Source organism: Cupriavidus gilardii, from assembly GCF_017598945.1.
Classification (GTDB): domain Bacteria; phylum Pseudomonadota; class Gammaproteobacteria; order Burkholderiales; family Burkholderiaceae; genus Cupriavidus; species Cupriavidus gilardii_E.
The window spans coordinates 128,585-144,672 of sequence record NZ_JAGFTW010000012.1; the positions used below are offsets into that span (position 1 = coordinate 128,585).

Annotated in this window: 17 protein-coding genes and 1 pseudogene; 7 read left to right on the forward strand and 11 right to left on the reverse strand. The window is 66.3% G+C overall.

Features of this window, described 5'->3' with window-relative positions; translation table 11 throughout:
- The first annotated feature begins 36 nt into the window (after positions 1 to 36).
- A complete protein-coding gene (locus J5T34_RS06675) occupies positions 37 to 357 on the forward strand; it encodes a nuclear transport factor 2 family protein (protein ID WP_208579155.1) in 321 nt (106 codons plus the stop codon).
- Between the two features lie 18 nt (positions 358 to 375).
- Here J5T34_RS06675 and J5T34_RS06680 read toward each other — a convergent pair whose 3' ends face one another.
- Entirely contained in the window at positions 376 to 1,323 is a 948-nt protein-coding gene (locus J5T34_RS06680) for a LysR family transcriptional regulator (protein ID WP_208579156.1), read from the reverse strand.
- Between the two features lie 158 nt (positions 1,324 to 1,481).
- Between J5T34_RS06680 and J5T34_RS06685 the strand changes: the two genes are divergently transcribed.
- A complete protein-coding gene (locus J5T34_RS06685; RefSeq protein WP_244258738.1) occupies positions 1,482 to 2,651 on the forward strand; it encodes a serine hydrolase domain-containing protein in 1,170 nt (389 codons plus the stop codon).
- Between the two features lie 64 nt (positions 2,652 to 2,715).
- Here J5T34_RS06685 and J5T34_RS06690 read toward each other — a convergent pair whose 3' ends face one another.
- Both J5T34_RS06690 and J5T34_RS06695 read right to left on the reverse strand, forming a co-directional pair.
- Positions 2,716 to 2,940, reverse strand: coding sequence for a hypothetical protein (locus J5T34_RS06690; protein WP_208579157.1), 225 nt, complete (start codon positions 2,938 to 2,940; stop codon positions 2,716 to 2,718).
- A 41-nt stretch (positions 2,941 to 2,981) separates the two neighbouring features.
- Positions 2,982 to 3,437: a winged helix-turn-helix transcriptional regulator gene (locus tag J5T34_RS06695; RefSeq protein ID WP_208579158.1), complete on the reverse strand. Its 456-nt coding sequence runs from the start codon at positions 3,435 to 3,437 to the stop codon at positions 2,982 to 2,984.
- Positions 3,438 to 3,637: 200 nt separating this feature from the next.
- Here J5T34_RS06695 and J5T34_RS06700 point away from each other — a divergent pair, with 200 nt between their 5' ends.
- Entirely contained in the window at positions 3,638 to 4,831 is a 1,194-nt protein-coding gene (locus J5T34_RS06700; RefSeq protein WP_208579159.1) for an MFS transporter, read from the forward strand.
- Here J5T34_RS06700 and J5T34_RS06705 read toward each other — a convergent pair.
- The gene (locus J5T34_RS06705; RefSeq protein WP_208579204.1) at positions 4,761 to 5,396 is read right to left on the reverse strand and encodes a TetR/AcrR family transcriptional regulator; all 636 of its coding nucleotides are present in this window, start codon (positions 5,394 to 5,396) and stop codon (positions 4,761 to 4,763) included. The two genes, J5T34_RS06700 and J5T34_RS06705, sit on opposite strands and share 71 nt — an antisense overlap.
- Positions 5,397 to 5,511: 115 nt before the next feature.
- Between J5T34_RS06705 and J5T34_RS06710 the strand changes: the two genes are divergently transcribed.
- Together J5T34_RS06710 and J5T34_RS06715 are read left to right on the forward strand one after the other, a co-directional pair.
- Positions 5,512 to 6,777 carry an MFS transporter gene (locus J5T34_RS06710; RefSeq protein WP_208579205.1) on the forward strand — a complete coding sequence of 422 codons (1,266 nt, stop codon included), beginning with the start codon at positions 5,512 to 5,514 and terminating at the stop codon, positions 6,775 to 6,777.
- A gap of 33 nt (positions 6,778 to 6,810) precedes the next feature.
- A complete protein-coding gene (locus J5T34_RS06715) occupies positions 6,811 to 7,080 on the forward strand; it encodes a hypothetical protein (protein WP_208579160.1) in 270 nt (89 codons plus the stop codon).
- Between the two features lie 31 nt (positions 7,081 to 7,111).
- On the opposite strand, the pseudogene J5T34_RS06720 reads toward J5T34_RS06715, so the two are convergent.
- Positions 7,112 to 7,727: pseudogene (locus J5T34_RS06720) on the reverse strand (LysE family translocator).
- 80 nt (positions 7,728 to 7,807) lie between these two features.
- Here J5T34_RS06720 and J5T34_RS06725 point away from each other — a divergent pair.
- Complete coding sequence (locus tag J5T34_RS06725; RefSeq protein ID WP_208579161.1) at positions 7,808 to 8,755, forward strand: LysR family transcriptional regulator; 948 nt, start codon at positions 7,808 to 7,810, stop codon at positions 8,753 to 8,755.
- 48 nt (positions 8,756 to 8,803) lie between these two features.
- Here J5T34_RS06725 and J5T34_RS06730 read toward each other — a convergent pair whose 3' ends face one another.
- The 6 genes from J5T34_RS06730 to J5T34_RS06755 form a co-directional block, all read right to left on the reverse strand.
- Complete coding sequence (locus J5T34_RS06730) at positions 8,804 to 9,457, reverse strand: FMN-dependent NADH-azoreductase (RefSeq protein WP_208579162.1); 654 nt, start codon at positions 9,455 to 9,457, stop codon at positions 8,804 to 8,806.
- A 112-nt stretch (positions 9,458 to 9,569) separates the two neighbouring features.
- Entirely contained in the window at positions 9,570 to 9,893 is a 324-nt protein-coding gene (locus tag J5T34_RS06735) for a DMT family transporter (RefSeq protein WP_208579163.1), read from the reverse strand.
- A 3-nt stretch (positions 9,894 to 9,896) separates the two neighbouring features.
- Entirely contained in the window at positions 9,897 to 10,577 is a 681-nt protein-coding gene (locus J5T34_RS06740; RefSeq protein WP_208579164.1) for a glutathione S-transferase family protein, read from the reverse strand.
- Positions 10,578 to 10,809: 232 nt separating this feature from the next.
- A complete protein-coding gene (locus J5T34_RS06745; protein ID WP_208579165.1) occupies positions 10,810 to 11,271 on the reverse strand; it encodes a MarR family winged helix-turn-helix transcriptional regulator in 462 nt (153 codons plus the stop codon).
- A gap of 89 nt (positions 11,272 to 11,360) precedes the next feature.
- Positions 11,361 to 13,589, reverse strand: a complete 2,229-nt coding sequence (locus J5T34_RS06750) for a TonB-dependent receptor (RefSeq protein WP_208579166.1) — start codon at positions 13,587 to 13,589, stop codon at positions 11,361 to 11,363.
- Positions 13,590 to 13,712: 123 nt separating this feature from the next.
- A complete protein-coding gene (locus J5T34_RS06755; RefSeq protein ID WP_208579167.1) occupies positions 13,713 to 14,624 on the reverse strand; it encodes a LysR family transcriptional regulator in 912 nt (303 codons plus the stop codon).
- A 116-nt stretch (positions 14,625 to 14,740) separates the two neighbouring features.
- Here J5T34_RS06755 and J5T34_RS06760 point away from each other — a divergent pair, with 116 nt between their 5' ends.
- Positions 14,741 to 16,042: an MFS transporter gene (locus J5T34_RS06760; RefSeq protein WP_244258725.1), complete on the forward strand. Its 1,302-nt coding sequence runs from the start codon at positions 14,741 to 14,743 to the stop codon at positions 16,040 to 16,042.
- Positions 16,043 to 16,088: the final 46 nt, after the last annotated feature.

Below are 16,088 nucleotides of genomic sequence, written 5' to 3' on the forward strand. Positions count from 1 at the left end.
AATTTTGCCAATGGAGCAACAGACAGGAGCACAAGAATGGATATTCCGACCGTTGTGAGCGCGTATTTCGAAGCGGACAAGAGCGACGATGCCGATGCGCTGGTTTCGCTTTTTCTTCCCGATGCCGTGGTGAACGATGAGAGTGCGCGGCATCAGGGAAGCGAGGCGATACGCGCGTGGTGGCTGGCGGCCAAGGAAAAATACCGCCACGTCGCCGAGCCAATCGAAGCGACTGGCAACGACCCCGAGGTCCGTGTCCGCGCCAGGGTGAGCGGGCAATTCCCGAATAGTCCTGTCACGCTGGAATTTCTCTTCACGATCGACAACGACAAGATCGCCGAACTGAAGATCCACTGAGCGCAACCGTCGTGCGAATTACGCCTGCCGCCGCGCTCCTCGCGCCGGCCGCCGGCGCTTCACGGCAGGTCTTGTTTCCGCCGAAGCAAACACCCGCGCACAAAGAAAATCCACAAACGCCCGCACCTTGGGAGACGGATGCTTGCTGGCGGGCCACAGCACGTAAAACGGGTTCGACCATTCCAGATGGCCATCCAGCACGCGTGTGAGCTGACCGCTGGCGACCAGCTCCCTGACCGAAAAGTCGGGCACGAACGCGATGCCCAGGCCTTGCAGCGCAAAGCAAACGCGCGTCTCGATGTTGTTGCAGATCATCGATGTCGGAAGCTGCAATTCCGGTTGGCCTGGCGCGCGACGGAGCGGCCACGGTTCGAGCTTGCCGCTGTTGGGGAAGCGATAGTGCAGGCAGGCATGATTCAGCAGATCGGCGGGCACTTTGGGCGTGCCGCGCCGCGCCAGATAGTCTGGCGCGGCCACCAGCATGCCTTCGAAGATGCCGAGCCGGCGAGCGGACAGACGTGAATCGGTCGGTTCGCCGGTTCTTACCACCGCGTCGAAGCCTTCCTCGATCACGTCGACCATCCTGTCGGTGAAATCCAGATCGAGCTCGATGTCGGGGTAGTCGCGCATGAAGTCGGCAAGGACCGGCAGCAGCAGCGAACTGACCAGCGGCAGGCTGACGCGCAGCCGGCCTCGCGGTGCCTTCGTCGCTTCCGACAGCTCCATTTCCGCGGCCTCGATCTCGGCGAGGATGCGGCGGCTGCGTTCGAGGAACCGTGCGCCTTCGGCCGTCAGCGTGATGCTGCGGGTGCTGCGATGGAACAGGCGTACGTCAAGCTTGTTTTCCAGCCTGGCCACGCTTTTGCCGACGGCCGACGCCGACACGCCGAGCATTCGCCCGGCCGCGACAAAGCTGCGCGTCTCGGCTACCTGCACGAAGACCATGAAGCCGTTCAGGCTATCCATGTCGCGATCTCCATCTCTATCCCGATCCCCATCCCATTGTGGACATCTTTGTCCGCATAAAGCGGAAATTTACCCCACTTTTTCTTCAATGCAGGGCTCTCTATCGTGACGGCGTCATTCCTCGAAGGAGAATTGCGTTGTCCGATTCCACACTCGCATTGCGTACGACGGCTTGCGCGGCGTCCCTGTCCGAAAGCATCGACACGGTTGTCCAGCAGGCGCTGAACGAGCGCCGGCTGGTTGGCGCTGTCGTGCTGGTCGCCAGAGACGGCGCGCTCGTCTACCGCAAGGCGGCCGGTCTGGCCGACCGTGAAAGCCGGCGGCCGATGGCCCTCGATACGTTGTTTCGCCTGGCTTCGGTCAGCAAGCCCATCGTTTCCGCAGCGGCGCTGGTCCTGGTCGCGCGCGGCAAGATCGCACTGGACGATGGCATCGACCGTTGGCTGCCGGAATTCCGCCCGCGCCTGGCTGATGGACGCGTGCCGCGGATCACGATCCGGCAGTTGTTGAGCCATACCGCCGGGCTGGGCTACCGCTTCCTCCAGGCCGATGAACACGGACCCTATGCGGAAGCTGGCGTATCGGACGGCATGGATGACATCGGCATCGATCTGGACGAGAACCTGCGGCGCATCGCGAGCGTGCCGCTGCTGTACGAGCCGGGCACCGCGTGGTGCTACTCGGTAGCCACCGACGTACTCGGCGCGCTGATCGAGCGCGTCCATGGCGCGCGGCTCGACGTGGCGGTGCGCCAGCTGGTGACCGGGCCGCTTGGCATGAGGGACACCGACTTCGTTGCCCGCGACGCGCAGCGTGTCGCCACGCCTTATGTCAACGATCGCCCGCAGCCGCATCGCCTTGCGGAAGGCGAGGTCGTGCCGGTCTTCGACGGCACGGTGGGCGTCCGCTACAGCCCCGCGCGCATTTTCGATCCGCACGCCTTTCCATCGGGCGGTGCGGGCATGGCCGGCACGGCGCAAGACGTGATGCGCTTGCTGGAGGCGTTGCGTCAGCGCAGCGGCGCGCTATTGCCGAACGAACTGGTCGCCGAGATGGGGCGGGACCAAACCGATGGCCACGAAGTCCCCGGCGCGCCGGGATTTGGTTTTGGATTGGGCTTCTCGGTATTGCGCGATCCGGCGCTGGCGGCATCGCCGGAGTCGGCCGGCACGTGGCGCTGGGGAGGCGTCTATGGTCACAGCTGGTTTGTCGATCCGGTGCAGCGGCTTTGCGTCGTGGCGCTGACCAATACCTTGTACGAAGGGATGTCGGGGCGGTTTGTCACCGATTTGCGGGACGCGGTGTATGGCGCGCTAGAGGGCGCCTGACAGCGGACGGCGCCAAGCGGCTGTGCTGTCTTGCTCATCGTCGTGATCGCGAGGAAACCGCTCGTCATCGCCTGGCCAAACGCTCGATGGCTTCGTGGTGTTTCTGTATGACCTGGCGAGCGGTTTCTTCAACGGTAGTCGAGTCGGCTCTATTGATCACGACAATTTGCCCCTCGAACACTTGCTCGATCTTCGTGCTTGCGGCGACGCGCTCCGGTCTTGGAGCCCTCGTGACTCTTCTTCGTTCCTTGATCGGGACGTTGTACTTGGACAGTGAGACTTTGCTCATCTGAAGCTCCGTAGGGCACGTCGACACAATGATGGCGTAACTCAATCTTCCCGCTGAGGCAACCTCACCACCGTCTCCGATGGCCGCACCACCTTGCCCTCAGCAGAGCGGGGCTCCATCACGGTGAGCGGTTTCCCGCTGCGCTTGTCGACCAGCACCGAATGCGCGTCTTTCGATCCGAACAAATGCTGCTCCCCCCATTGCCGCAACGCGACGATTACCGGGAACAGGCGCTCGCCCGTCGGCGTCAACGCATATTCCTGATACGACGTGCCATCGGAGGCCGGCTGGATCTCGAAGATGCCGGCTTCGACCAGCAGGCGCAGGCGATCGGCGAGGATGCTGCGTGCCACGCCGAGCCTTCGCTGGAATTCGCTGAAGCGGCGCACGCCATCGAATGCATCCCGCACGATCAGCAGGCACCAGCGATCGCCGATCAGGTCGAGCGAGCGGGCAACCGGGCAGGTTTCTGTCTCGTTGTCGCGACGTTTTGGCATGGCATCTCCAGGTGCGATAAAACCGAGCGCGTTTCTTTCGCTCAGTGGTTTCATTTTAAGACCAGTTTACCTACAATCAAACCAGTCTTTTTTTCAAACCACTTTGATCGAAGGAAAACCACATGCCTGCTGAGCCCTGTGCATGGAACCCATCCCAGCCATCCCAGCCATCACGCTCGTCACTGCAAGGCGCGTCCGCCATGCCGCGTCCGCTGGTCGCCTTGTTTGCCTGCGCCTGTGGGCTCAGCGTGGCGAACGTCTACTACGCGCAGCCCTTGCTCGACGCCCTGGGGGCGGACTTCGGGCTGGACCATGCAGCAGTGGGCGGGGTAATCACCGCCACGCAGATCGGCTGCGCACTTGCCCTGGTGTTGTTGGTGCCGCTCGGCGATCGGATCGACCGGCGGCCCTTGATGCTGTGGCAAGCGGGCGCGCTGGTAGCCGCCTTGATTGCGGTCGCTGCCGCCGGCTCGGCCCCGGCGCTGCTGGCGGGCATGCTGGCGGTCGGGTTGTTGGGCACCGCCATGACGCAAGGGCTGATCGCCTATGCCGCCACCGCGGGTGCCAGCACCGAACGCGGGCGCGTGGTCGGTGCCGCGCAGGGCGGGGTAGTCATCGGGCTGTTGCTGGCGCGGGTGCTGGCCGGGTTGATTGCCGATGTCGCAGGATGGCGCGGCGTCTATCTGTTCTCGGCGGCCGTCATGCTCGGACTGTCGCTCATTCTGTGGCGCCGCCTGCCGCAGCAGGCGCCGGCGACGACGCGGCTGAGCTACCCGCAACTGATCCTGTCGATGCTGACCTTGCTGCGACACGAACGCGTGCTGCAGATTCGCGGCGTGATTGCCATGTTGATGTTCGCGGCGTTCAGCGTGTTCTGGAGCGCGCTGGTCTTGCCGCTGAGCGCGCCGCCTTATGGGTTGTCGCACACGGCGATCGGTGCCTTCGGTCTGGTCGGCGTGGTCGGTGCGCTCGCGGCCGCGCGCGCCGGGCAACTGACCGATCGCGGCATGGGGCAGTGGGTCACCGGCGGCGCCTTGTTGCTGTTGCTCGCGTCGTGGCTGCCGTTGTGGTGGTTCGATTCGGGGCTGGGTTTGCACCCGCTGTGGTGGCTCGTGATCGGCATCGTCGCGCTGGACCTGGGCGGGCAGGCCATTCATGTCGCCAACCAGAGCATGATCTTCGCCGCGCCGTCCGATGCGCACAGCCGTCTGGTGGGCTGCTACATGCTGTTCTATTCGGTGGGCAGCGGACTGGGCGCCATTGCGTCGACGTGGGCGTATGCGACGGCGGGATGGCCCGCGGTCTGTCTGCTCGGCGCGGCGATCAGCGCGTGCGCGCTCGCGTTCTGGTCCTTGACGCTGCGGCGGATGCCGAAGGAGCTCGCACGCCGCTGAGCAGCAGCTCCAGCGCGTCGAGCGCTTGCGCAAGGCGCGCCTTGCCATCTTCCGCTTCCGCGATCCAGAAGGCCGCTTCGGCCAGGCTGCCATAGATCAGCCGGGCGAGCGCCTCGGGATCGGCCTTCACCACGAGCCCGCGCCGCATCAGCGCCAGCAGCAGCTGCCGCATCGACGCGATGCATTGGCGCTCCGATTGCGCAGAGGCGCCGCCCAGTACCGCGCGCGCATCGCGCAATACGATGCGCTGGATCTCCGCTTCCTGCGCCATTTCGAGATAGGCGCGACAACGAAGGCGAAACCCCTCCCAGGAGTCGGGATGCGCGTCGGAGATGGCTTGCAGCCGCGCGTCCATCTCCGCATCGATCTGTTCCACCACGGCCGCCAGCAGCCCCTTCTTGTCGCCGAAATGGTGATACAGCGCGCCGCGCGTCAGACCGGCATCCGCGGTGAAGTCGTCCATCGACGTGCTGGCGTAACCCTGGGTGCCAAAGGCCTGGCGCGCGGTCGCGAGCAGCTTCGCGCGGGTCGCCTCGATCATCTCGGCGCGGGTACGACGGGCCATCGTCGGGTTCTCCATCGATTCATTGACATACGCGGCGTATGTTATCAAACTTTGGCATACGCATCGTATGTGAATCGGTAACGACTGCAGGAGAACCGTGATGGCAAAGCCAGGTCTGGCCAATCCCTATCGACGACTGTTCAATGCGCCCGGCGCGGCCGCCTTTACTGCGGCCGGGCTGGTGGCGCGCATGCCGCTGCCCATGATGGGCATCGGCATCATCACGATGTTGTCGCAGCTGCGCGGAAGCTATGGGTTGGCCGGCGCGGTGTCGGCGGCCTTTGTGCTGACCTATGCGTTGCTGTCCCCGCAGGTGTCGCGGCTGGTAGACCGCCGCGGACAGCGCCGGGTATTGCCCGTCGCCACCGGCATCAGCGTCATGGGCGTGCTGATCCTCGTGGCATCCGCGCATTGGCAGCTCCCCGACTGGACGCTCTTCGTCGGCGCCGTGCTGACCGGCTTCATGCCCAGCATGTCGGCGATGGTGCGTGCCCGCTGGACCGCTCTCTATCGGCATCTTCCCGAACTGCAGACCGCGTATTCGCTGGAGACCGTGCTCGACGAGATCTCGTTCATTGCGGGGCCGCCGCTGTCGGTCGGGCTTGGCATTGCAGCGTTTCCGCAGGCGGGGCCCTTGACGGCAGGCGTTCTGCTGCTGGTCGGCGTGCTGGTATTCGTGGCGCTGCGCAGCACCGAGCCGCCGGTGAGCGCGGTTGAGGCGGGCGCCGATGACACGGCTCCCGCGATCGCGGTGGCCGGCGTGGCCCAGTTGGTGGTGTTGATGACGGCGATGGGCGTGATCGTCGGTAGCGTCGATATCGTCAGCGTGGCATTTGCCGAGCAGCAGGGGCGTCCGGGCGCGGCGAGCTTCGTGCTCTCCGCCTACGCGATCGGCTCTTGCCTGGCGGGCCTGGCGTTCGGCGCCTGCAAGCTGCAAAGCCCGCTGCATCGTCTGCTGTTGCTCGGCGGGCTGGCGACCGCCGTGACCACATTGCCTTTTCTGCTGATCGGCAGCATGGCCGGACTGACAGCGACGGTGTTTGTCGCGGGGCTGGTGTTTGCACCGACGATGATCGTGGCGATGTCGCTGGTCGAGCGAATGGTCGGAGAACGGCGCGTCACCGAAGGCATGACATGGCTGCTGGCCGGCCTGAACGTCGGCGTCGCGATCGGTGCGGTCGCCTCCGGGCACGCAGTCGATGCGCGTGGCGTGGGGGGCGGCTTTGGCGTGGCGGTCGCGGCCGGTGTTGCCGTGTCGGCCGCGGTGTGGCTGGCATCTCGGCGCGCGCAGCGATATGCGGTTCCACATGCCGGCGCAGTCGGGCAGGGCAGTGGCATGCCATCGCAACAGACGCTATCGGCCCGATGCGAACAGCCCTAAGCTGGAGATTTCGCTGATTCTGCGGAGGCAAACATGGACGACGACGTCGATACGATGAGCCGCGAGCAGCTCATCGACGAAGTGAAGCGATTGCGCGCCGGCATTCGCCGCCATCGGGATGCCTCGGGCCACGAGCTGTGCTGGCATCATCCCGACCTGTGGGCCTTGCTGCCCGATGCGGCCACGCACACGCCCGCGGTGCCCGACTGGCCGCAGTTCCTGCGCGGCTGCGTCAAATACCGCGAGTCGCTGGACCGGCAGTGCCCGCATGCGCCGCGGATCCAGCAGGAGTTTGGCGAGTAGTTCGGCTGGCAGGCGGGCGCCGCGTCGCCCCTCAACGCGCGCCGCGCGCCACCGCCAGCAACTCACCGAACGCGACCAGCAGCCCGCCGAAGACCCGATCGATCCAGTGCCGCACGGATAGCAGCCGTTCGCGTACGACGCCCGTCGACAGGCACACCGCGACCAGGCTGAACCAGCCGATGTGGGCGGCCGAGATAAAGGCGCCGTAGCCGATTTGCGTCGCCAGCGGCGTATCGGGCCGCACCACCTGCATGAACAGGCTGACGATAAAGACCGTGGTCTTGGGATTCAGCGCATTGGTCAGCAGCCCGATGCGTAATGCGGCGAGATCCGACAGCGCGGCGGTGCTGCCGTTGGACAGCTCGCCGCCCGGCCTGGCCCTGAGCATGCCGATGCCGAGATAGATCAGATAGATGGCGGCAATCAATTTGGCCGTCTGGAACAGCCATAGCGACTGCTGGATCAGCACGCCGACGCCAAGGATGGTGTAGCTGACATGAATCAGCACGCCGAGCCCGATGCCGAGCGCCGTTAACACGCCGGCGCGGCGACAGCACCAGGCTGTTGCGGGTCACCATGGCAAAGTCCGGTCCGGGGCTGATCACGGCGAGCAGCGTGATGGTGATCACGGCTAACAGTTCGGTCATGGTTTACTCTTTCGATTCTTTCTGGCTAATTGCCGCGAGGCAAGCCATATGTTAGGGATCTCAACGATCGACGTATAACGATGTTTTCTGACCATCATGGTGAGTCCAGCTCACTATCGGGCGACGCCCGCCTGCCTTCGCTGCTGGCCCTGCGCTGCTTCGAGGCGGCGGCGCGACTGGAGAACTTCAGCCGCGCCGCCGACGAATTGCATCTGACGCATGGCGCGGTCAGCCGCGCGGTGCGGACGCTGGAAGACGACCTCGGTGTGGCGCTGTTCGAACGACGCAGCCGCCGCGTCTTCCTGACAGATGCGGGGAGGAGACTGTCGCAGGCCGTGCACGACGGCCTCGGCCTGATGCGGCAGGCCACGCGCGAGCTGCGCGCCAGTGCGCGGCAAGCGCGGCAATGGGTGCTGTCGTGCGAGCCGACGTTGCTGATGCGCTGGTTGATTCCGCGCTGGCCCGACTTCAGGGCGCGGCATCCCGGACTCGACGTTCATCTCCTCGCCGGCGGCGGGCCTGTTGCGTTCGACAGCGGCATCGACCTCGCGATTCGGCGCGATGACTTCGCCTGGCCCGACAGCGTCCACACGACGCCCCTGTTCGTCGAACGCGTCGGCCCAGTGTGCCGGCCGGACAAGTCCGCCGCATGGTTTGCAGCGCGCAAGGGCCAGAAATGCCTGCGTCCTTCCGCAACGCGCCTGCATACGCGGACAAGGCCGAACGCCTGGCGGACCTGGGCCGACATCAGCGGACAGACGCTGTCGCGCGCACCGGAGCAGAGCTTCGAGCATTTCTACTTCAGCCTGCAGGCGGCAGTGGCGGGTCTGGGCGTCGCCATCGGTCCCTGGCATCTGGTGCAGGACGACATCGCGAACGGCATGCTGGTCGCCCCGATGGGGTTTGTCGAGGACGGCTCCCGTTATTGCCTGTTGTCGCCGGCGCCGATCCGGGCCGACACCCCCGCTGCCGCGGTGCTCGAGTGGCTGAAAACGACGGCGGCTCTCGATCGCCTGCGTGCGGATTGAGCAGGGTTGACTATCTTGTTTGAGCGGGTCTTGCCGCAGCGCCAACGCCTACGCCCCGATCGGCGCCGCGGAGCCGGTTGCCTGCGGGGACAGCGCCGCAATCTGCTGCGCGATCCACGCGTCGGCCAGCGCCTGCGCGCGCTCGAGATAGGCGGGCCCACGCCGCAGATTGTCGAGCCGCAAGACCGACAGGTCGTGAAGGCCGGCGGTCGCCAGCGCGTGACGCAGATAGGGGGTCAGAAAGTCCGGCTGCCCCTTGCCGTCATCGCCGAGCGGTCCGCCGCTGCCGACGATCAGGTAGACCGGGCGGTTGGCCAGCAATCCCTTCTTGCCTTCCGGCGTGCGCGCGAAGGTGCGGCCGGGGCGCAGGATCTGGTCGATCCAGGCCTTCAGCGCTGCCGGCACCGTGAAGTTGTGCATCGGCGTGGAGATCACGATGCGGTCCGCGGCCTGCAGTTCGGCGATCAGCTCGACCGACAAGGCGAGCACGCCCGTATCGCCGGCAGCATCGGCGGACTCCGCCGCAAGGCTGGCGTGCGCAAATGTGCCATCGACCAGCGGCGGCGGACGATGCGCCAGGTCTCGCTCGATCACGCGCAACGTTTCGCGTTGTCGCATCCGCTCGATCAGCGCGGCGGCCGTGCGCCGGCTGTTCGACGCGTCCCCATTGGGACTGGCGCTGACATGAAGTACGGTTTTCATTGTTGTTGACGCTCGTTGATGCGCGCACTTCAGCCGTCGCCAGCGGCGCAGCGCGGCGCCAAGCGATGGACGATGCGCGCATATACCGCCATGCCGCAGGCGTTCCGCTGATTCACCCCACTGCCTCGGAAAACCGCAGCCCGATGATCCCGACCACCGTCAGCGTCAGGAACAGCAGCCGCTGCCATTGCATGCCCTCGCCGAAGCTGACGATGCCGATGGCCACCAATCCCAGCGTGCCGATGCCGGTCCAGATGGCATAGGCGGTGCCGACCGGCAGATTGCGCAGCGCCTTGGCCAGCAGAAAGATGCTGGCCAGTCCCGCCGCAACGGCCACCACGCTGGGCAGCAGCCGTGTCCAGCCCTGGTTCAGCTTCAGCGCGACGCCCATCACGATCTCCAGCGCCGCGGCGACAAACAGGAAGGTCCAGGCCATCGCTCAGGCCTCCGCGGGATCTTGCGCGGCGGTCTTTGGCGGGCGCACCGCCGCCAGGCCACGCTGCACCGCCGGCCGCTCGGCAATGCGCTCGAGCCAGCGGACCACGTGGCGGTACTGGCCGATGTCCAGCTCGAGTTCGTCATGGGTACGCAGCCATGGAAAGGCGGCGATATCGGCAATCGTGTATTGGTCCAGCGCCAGATAGGCCGATTCCGCCAGCCGCCGGTCCACCACGCCATAGAGGCGATGCGCCTCCCTGGAATAGCGCTCGATCGCCTCCTGATTGCCGCTACCCGAACCATGCCGAAACCACCAAAGCTGCCCCAGCATCGGCCCGATGCCGCCGATCTGAAAATGCAGCCATTGCTGGACCTGCCACTGCTCGTGGCGGCCGGCGGGATGCAGCGCGCCATAGTGGCTCGACAGGTAGCTCAGAATCGCGCCGGACTCGAACACGGTGACGCCTTCGCCGTGATCGACCAGCGCGGGGATCTTGCCGTTCGGGTTGATCGCCAGATACTCCGGGCGCCGCTGCTCTCCCTTGCCGAGGTCGACGTCGACCTGGCGGTAAGGTAGACCGGCTTCCTGCAGATAGATGCTGACCTTCTGGCCGTTGGGGGTGTTAGCGGTATAGAAGGTCAGGGCGGGGCTGGCGGTGTTCGCCGGGGGGGTGGCTGACATGGCAGTTTCCTCTGTTGGTGCATCTATGAATTGCAATTGCAATCGTTGTAATTGCAACTATAGGCGGTGGCGCAGCATTCGGCAAGCACGGCGGTCGCGAAGCATCGAAGGGGAGGAAGAACGAGCGCACGCAGCCGCCGGCGTGGTGGCGGCTGCGGTGCGGTGGGGCGAGGGGCGGAAGTGTGGTGTTCGCGGGCAGCCGCGGCTTGGCGCGACTACCGCAGGCGGGGCGTCAGGCTGGCCGCGCCGCGCCGGCGGCGGCGCGTACCGCTTGTGCGGCGCGATCCAATGCGTCGGCGAAGCGCTGCTTGTCGGCATGTTCGAATTGCGACAGGAACAGGTCGGCGATCGCGGCCTGGTAGATCTTCCACATCTTCTTGCGCAGGGCGCGGCCGTCTCGCGTGATCGTAAGGAAGGCGGCGCGGCCATCGTCGGCCGAGCGGGTGCGCGTGACCAGGCCCTCGCTCTCGAGCCGGTCGACCAGACGAGTCAGGTTGTAGCGCTCGATGACCAGCGTGTCGGCCAGCTCATGCATGCGACGGGCGCCGCCGGGCCCGCTCTCCAGCCCCCACAGCAAGTCGTACCACGCATAGGCGGGCAGGCCGGCGTCGGCAAGACGCCGTTCCACTTCGCGGATGATCAGCCGGTGCGTGCGCACGAAGGAAAACCACAGGTCGGGCCCGTTCGTCGTCATGTTGCTCTCCGGTATCGTTGCAGTTGCAATTATGCCGGCGATTGCGGGCAGGGACCAGTTCCGATGGCGCGAATGGCCAGACACCCCACTTACCAGCGATGCTGATACATCGCCGTCAGCGTGATGCCCGACGCCGGCAACCGGCTGGTGTTGTTGCTGTTGCGCAGCAGCTGGCTGTACAACGGGTAGTAGTCGCGATTGAGCAGGTTTTCGATGCCGATCGTGATGGTGTCCTTGCGCGTCAGCTGGTACCGGCTGATCAGATCGAGCGTGGTGTAGCTGCTGGTTTCGCGCCGGCCGAAGCTGTTCTGCCCGTTGAGCCGATAGTCGCGTCCGGCGTAATAGCTCAGCTGCAGCCGGTTGCTCCATTGGCTGACCGGCCGGTATTGCACGTAGGCCGTCAGCTTCAGCGGCGGAATGCGGTAGCCCGTCATGTTCTGGAAACTGCTGCCGCCTTGTGGCTGCTCGCGTCCGCGCATCCACGTGAAGGTCCCGCCGACGCCCCACTTTTCGTCGTCGGTCAGATAGTCGGCCGCGGCCTCGACGCCGAAGATGCGCTCCTTGGTGCGAGTCAGGATCAGCCCGTTGTTGAAGCTCTGCACGTCGCCCAGCTTCGAGGTCGTGTAGAACACCGCCACGTTGGCCAGCGTGTTGCTGCCCAGCGCACCGCGCCAGCCCAGCTCGTAGTTGTTGGTCTTGACCGGTTCCAGGCTGGAGGCGTTGATGTCGAAGCCCGGGCGCGCATTGCGGATCTGCAGGCCGATGTCGGGCAGCTGGAAGCCCTGGCTGAAGGCACCATAGAATTCCTGGCCCTTGACCGGCGCAAAGGCCGCGCCGATGTTGAACAGCCACGCGCCGTAATCGACGGTGCCGCCCTTGACGCCGACCGGATTGGCGACCTTCGATTGCGACAGCGGCACGAAATCGTCGAAGCTGGCGCTGGCGCGCTCGTAGCGCACGCCGCCTTCCATCGACCAGCGCTCGTCGAACTTGTGCTGCAGCTGGCCGAACACGCCGCCGCTGCGCGTGGTCAGCGGCGGCATATAGGTCAGCTGGCCGGTAGGCCGGAACACCAGGCCGCCGCTGGCGTCGTAGCGCGCCGCGTCGAATACGTCGAGCGGCATGTCGCTGCGTTCCTGGTTGTAGTCCGCGCCCCACAGCAGCTTGGTCTGCTTGCTGGTGCCCAGGGGTGTGCCGACCGTCAGCCGGCCGCCGAATACGTTGCTGTTCTGGCTGATCTGATCGACATTGCCGCCGCGTGTGGCGACCGCACGCGCATCGAACGGCGGGAAGCGCGTGAAATAGTCGCGATAGTAGAACTGCGTCGATACCGTGCTGCCGTAGAAGTCCTGATGCTGGTAGTCCAGGTTCAGCACCGTGTTGCGCAACTCGTTCTGGTTGTCCAGCTGCAGGCCGCGAATCGCGCGCGCCGTGGCGGAGCCCGGGGGCAGGCGTCCGACCGAAGGGTCGGAGGCGTAGTCGGTATTCTGCCTGGCGTGATACCGGCTCAGGCTCAGCTGCACGCGCTGCTGGCCGTCGATGCGCCAGCCCAGCTTGCCGCTGACGTTGTAGACGTTGGAATCGAACAGATCGCCCTGGCTCGGCTCCGGCGCGATGCGATGGCCGTGCGCGTCATAGGGGCTGCCGATGCGCTGCGCACCGACGTGGAAGGCATAGTCGATCGGCCCCTGGCTGCCCGAGAAGTGCTGCTGCACGTTGGCGCTCAGGCCTTCCTTGCTGAGCCGCGTCAGCGGCGTGCCCAGCGTCACCGTGGTATCTGCGGTTGGCGGACCGCCAGCGGTGCGCGTCGTGATCGAGATGATGCCGCCGCTCGCGCCGGCGCCGTACAGCGCGCTGCTGCCGCGCAGCACCTCGATTCGCTCGATATTGCTCGGATCGATGGTCGCCAGATTGCGGGCGGAGTCGCGGTTGGTATTGAGCGGTATGCCGTCGACCAGCACCAGCGCGCTGCGGCCGCGCAGCGTCTGGCCGAAGTCGGTCACCGTACGGCTCGAATCGGCCATGCCCGGAATCAGTTTGCTGAGCATCGTCGCCAGATTGGTCGAACCCGTCTTCAGTTCCTCGATCTGCTCGCGCTCGATCACGGTGACCTGCCGTGTGGGATTGACCAGATCGCTCTTGATCCGATCCACCCGCACCTCGACGGTGTTGAGCTCATGCGCCGCCACGGTGCCGCGGTCGGCGGACGGCGCCTCCTGCGCCAGCGTGGACAGCGGGGCGCCGCCGGCGATGGCCGCGGCGATCAGGGCCGACGGCGTCAGCCGCGACGGTTGCAAACAGGCCAGTTTTTGTCTCATGGCGCGTGGTCCGGGCTCTCTCGTAATTCGCGGTTACAAAAAGCCGTCAATCTTATTGATAACCATTCCTGTTTGCAACATAAGTCCGCATCCCATCGGCGCCCCGGAACATCGGCATGCCGGTCAGCCTTGCGCGGCGATACGGGTCAGGGCTTCGCGAAACGCTTGCGCGGCCGGCCCGAGCGGCTGGTCCACGCGGTGCGCCAGATAGGCTTCGTAGAGGACGCGCGCGTCGCGGCCCAGCGCAGTGGTGGCCACGCGCACCAGCCGGCCTTCGCGCAGGTCGCGTTCGACCAGCCAGCGCGGCAACCGGCCCCATCCGAGGCCGGACAGGATCAGCGCGTATTTGGTGTCCTGCGTGTTGACGCGACAGGTCTGCGGCGACAGCACCCCGAAATCGCGGCCGGCGGACAGCGGCGTGGGGTCGGACTGCACGATCTGCAGGTGATCGGCCAGATCGGCCAGTCCCAGCGGCGGACCGCGCCGCCGCGACGCCAACGGATGGCGCGCCGACACGACCGCCACCACTTCGGTCGAGGACAGCGCCTGCAATGCGACGCGCGGATCGCGGAAGCCTTCGCCCACCATCACGGCCAGGTTGGCACGCTGCTCCAGCAGGGCGGCGAGCGGCCCGCCCAACGGCTCGACCGCCAGCCGGACCGCCACCGAGGGATAACGCTCGCGCATCGTCTCCAACGCGGCACCGATTTGCGCCAGCGGAAACAGGTTGTCGACGACCACGGACAGTTCGAGCTCCAGCCGCTGACCGAGCCCACGCGCGCGGGCCCGCATCGCGTCGACGCGCAGCAGGATGTCGCGGGCATTGGCCAGCAAAGCCTGACCCTCCGCGGTCAAGACCGGCCGGCGCCGGCTGCGGTCGAACAGCGCCACGTCGAGCTGGGCCTCCAGATTGGCGATGGCATGGCTGATGGCCGACTGCACGCGGGCCAGCCTGGCGGCCCCCGCCCGAAAGCTGCCGGCTTCGGCGACGGTGACGAAGGTGCGCAACTGGTCGAGGGTCAGGGCGTCGAGCATGGGGTCGTCTCTGATCTATCCGATCGATCGTTTGGATCGAACTTATATCACTTCCGTCGATTGCCGGGCGATGCGATGCTATTCGCCATCGCGGTGTTTCAGTGCAGGAGATCCAGATGCGCGAAGGCGTGAAAGGCCGGCCGGCATGGCCCGCCGGCAAAGGACAGGGCGAGGCCGTGGCGGTGCCCGCGCCGGCAGGCAAGGCGGCGATGTGGCTGGCGGTGGCGGTCGTGGTCGGCGCTGGTGTCGTCGCGGCGCTGCAGATCGGCAAGGCCGCCATCGCGACGCCGATGCTGCAGGCAGACCTCGGCGCGAGCCTGGCACAGGCAGGCTGGCTGATGGCGATCGTGGCGGTGCTCGGCTCGCTCGGCGGGATTCCGGCCGGTGCCCTGGTGCCGGCTTTCGGCGACCGGCGCGTGTTGCTGGGCGGCTTGCTGACGGTGGTGGCTGGCGCCTGCGCTGGCGCGCTGGCCCAGACGCTGCCGGCCCTGATGGCGTCGCGCTTCATCGAAGGGCTGGGCTTCCTGCTGATCGCGGTGGCCGGGCCCGCGGTGCTGCAGCGCGTGGTGCCGCTGCGCCAGCGCGATATCGCCTTTGCGCTGTGGAGCTGCTTCATGCCCGCCGGCATGGCGCTGGCGATGATCGTCGGTCCCTTGTTCGATGACTGGCGCGGACTGTGGTGGGGCAGCGCGGCGATTGCGGTCGTCGCGGTGGCCGCGGCGCGGCTGGCGATTCCGGCCGTGGCGCAAGGGCAGGCATCGTCCGACTCATTGTCGACGTCGTCATCGCCATCTCGCGCTGCTGCGACCATCGCATCGGGCATGCGCGCCGATATAGCGGCGGTACTCCGCGAGCGGCAGCCGCTGCGGCTCGCCGCCTGCTTCGCGCTCTACAGCCTGATGTTCTTCGCGTTGTTCAGCTTCCTGCCGGTGCTGCTGATCGAACGGATCGGCGCCTCGCATCGCATGGTGGGGCTGCTGACCGCGCTGGCGATCGGCGCCAACATGATCGGCAATCTGGCCGCCGGCTATCTGCTGGCGCGCGGCGTGTCGCGGCCCGTGCTGGTCGCGAGCACCGGCCTGACGATGGGGCTGGCTGCGCTTGGCATCTTCCTGTCGCTGTTCGGCGATGTGCCGACCTTCCTGCTGTGCCTGCTGTTCTCCGCGGTAGGAGGACTGATCCCGGCCGCCTTGCTGTCGAGCGGCCCGATCGTCGCGCCGACCCCCGCGCTGGTACCGGTCGTGATCGGCCTGCTGATGCAGGGCAGCAACCTCGGGCAGGTGGTCGGCCCGATCACCGTGGGCGCAGCCATCGAGGCTTATGGCTGGCCCGCCGCGGCAGCCATCGTGGCGCTGTCGGCGTTGGGGGCCATGCTGTTGGCGCGGGGCATGCGGTTTCCGCTTGATTCTTCACCCTGATCGTCGGGCGCGTGTCGGGGCGTTTGCGCACTGCTATCTGGACCGC

What these genes read in the sequence shown, in the direction of transcription:
- J5T34_RS06715 (WP_208579160.1), top strand. Translation starts at nt 6,811, where the DNA reads ATGGACGACGACGTCGATACGATGAGCCGCGAGCAGCTCATCGACGAA.
- J5T34_RS06700 (WP_208579159.1), top strand. Translation starts at nt 3,638, where the DNA reads ATGCCGCGTCCGCTGGTCGCCTTGTTTGCCTGCGCCTGTGGGCTCAGC.
- J5T34_RS06730 (WP_208579162.1), bottom strand. Translation starts at nt 9,457, where the DNA reads ATGAAAACCGTACTTCATGTCAGCGCCAGTCCCAATGGGGACGCGTCG.
- J5T34_RS06745 (WP_208579165.1), bottom strand. Translation starts at nt 11,271, where the DNA reads ATGACGACGAACGGGCCCGACCTGTGGTTTTCCTTCGTGCGCACGCAC.
- J5T34_RS06725 (WP_208579161.1), top strand. Translation starts at nt 7,808, where the DNA reads ATGTTTTCTGACCATCATGGTGAGTCCAGCTCACTATCGGGCGACGCC.
- J5T34_RS06705 (WP_208579204.1), bottom strand. Translation starts at nt 5,396, where the DNA reads ATGGCCCGTCGTACCCGCGCCGAGATGATCGAGGCGACCCGCGCGAAG.
- J5T34_RS06680 (WP_208579156.1), bottom strand. Translation starts at nt 1,323, where the DNA reads ATGGATAGCCTGAACGGCTTCATGGTCTTCGTGCAGGTAGCCGAGACG.
- J5T34_RS06755 (WP_208579167.1), bottom strand. Translation starts at nt 14,624, where the DNA reads ATGCTCGACGCCCTGACCCTCGACCAGTTGCGCACCTTCGTCACCGTC.
- J5T34_RS06695 (WP_208579158.1), bottom strand. Translation starts at nt 3,437, where the DNA reads ATGCCAAAACGTCGCGACAACGAGACAGAAACCTGCCCGGTTGCCCGC.
- J5T34_RS06750 (WP_208579166.1), bottom strand. Translation starts at nt 13,589, where the DNA reads ATGAGACAAAAACTGGCCTGTTTGCAACCGTCGCGGCTGACGCCGTCG.
- J5T34_RS06760 (WP_244258725.1), top strand. Translation starts at nt 14,741, where the DNA reads ATGCGCGAAGGCGTGAAAGGCCGGCCGGCATGGCCCGCCGGCAAAGGA.
- J5T34_RS06735 (WP_208579163.1), bottom strand. Translation starts at nt 9,893, where the DNA reads ATGGCCTGGACCTTCCTGTTTGTCGCCGCGGCGCTGGAGATCGTGATG.
- J5T34_RS06675 (WP_208579155.1), top strand. Translation starts at nt 37, where the DNA reads ATGGATATTCCGACCGTTGTGAGCGCGTATTTCGAAGCGGACAAGAGC.
- J5T34_RS06740 (WP_208579164.1), bottom strand. Translation starts at nt 10,577, where the DNA reads ATGTCAGCCACCCCCCCGGCGAACACCGCCAGCCCCGCCCTGACCTTC.
- J5T34_RS06690 (WP_208579157.1), bottom strand. Translation starts at nt 2,940, where the DNA reads ATGAGCAAAGTCTCACTGTCCAAGTACAACGTCCCGATCAAGGAACGA.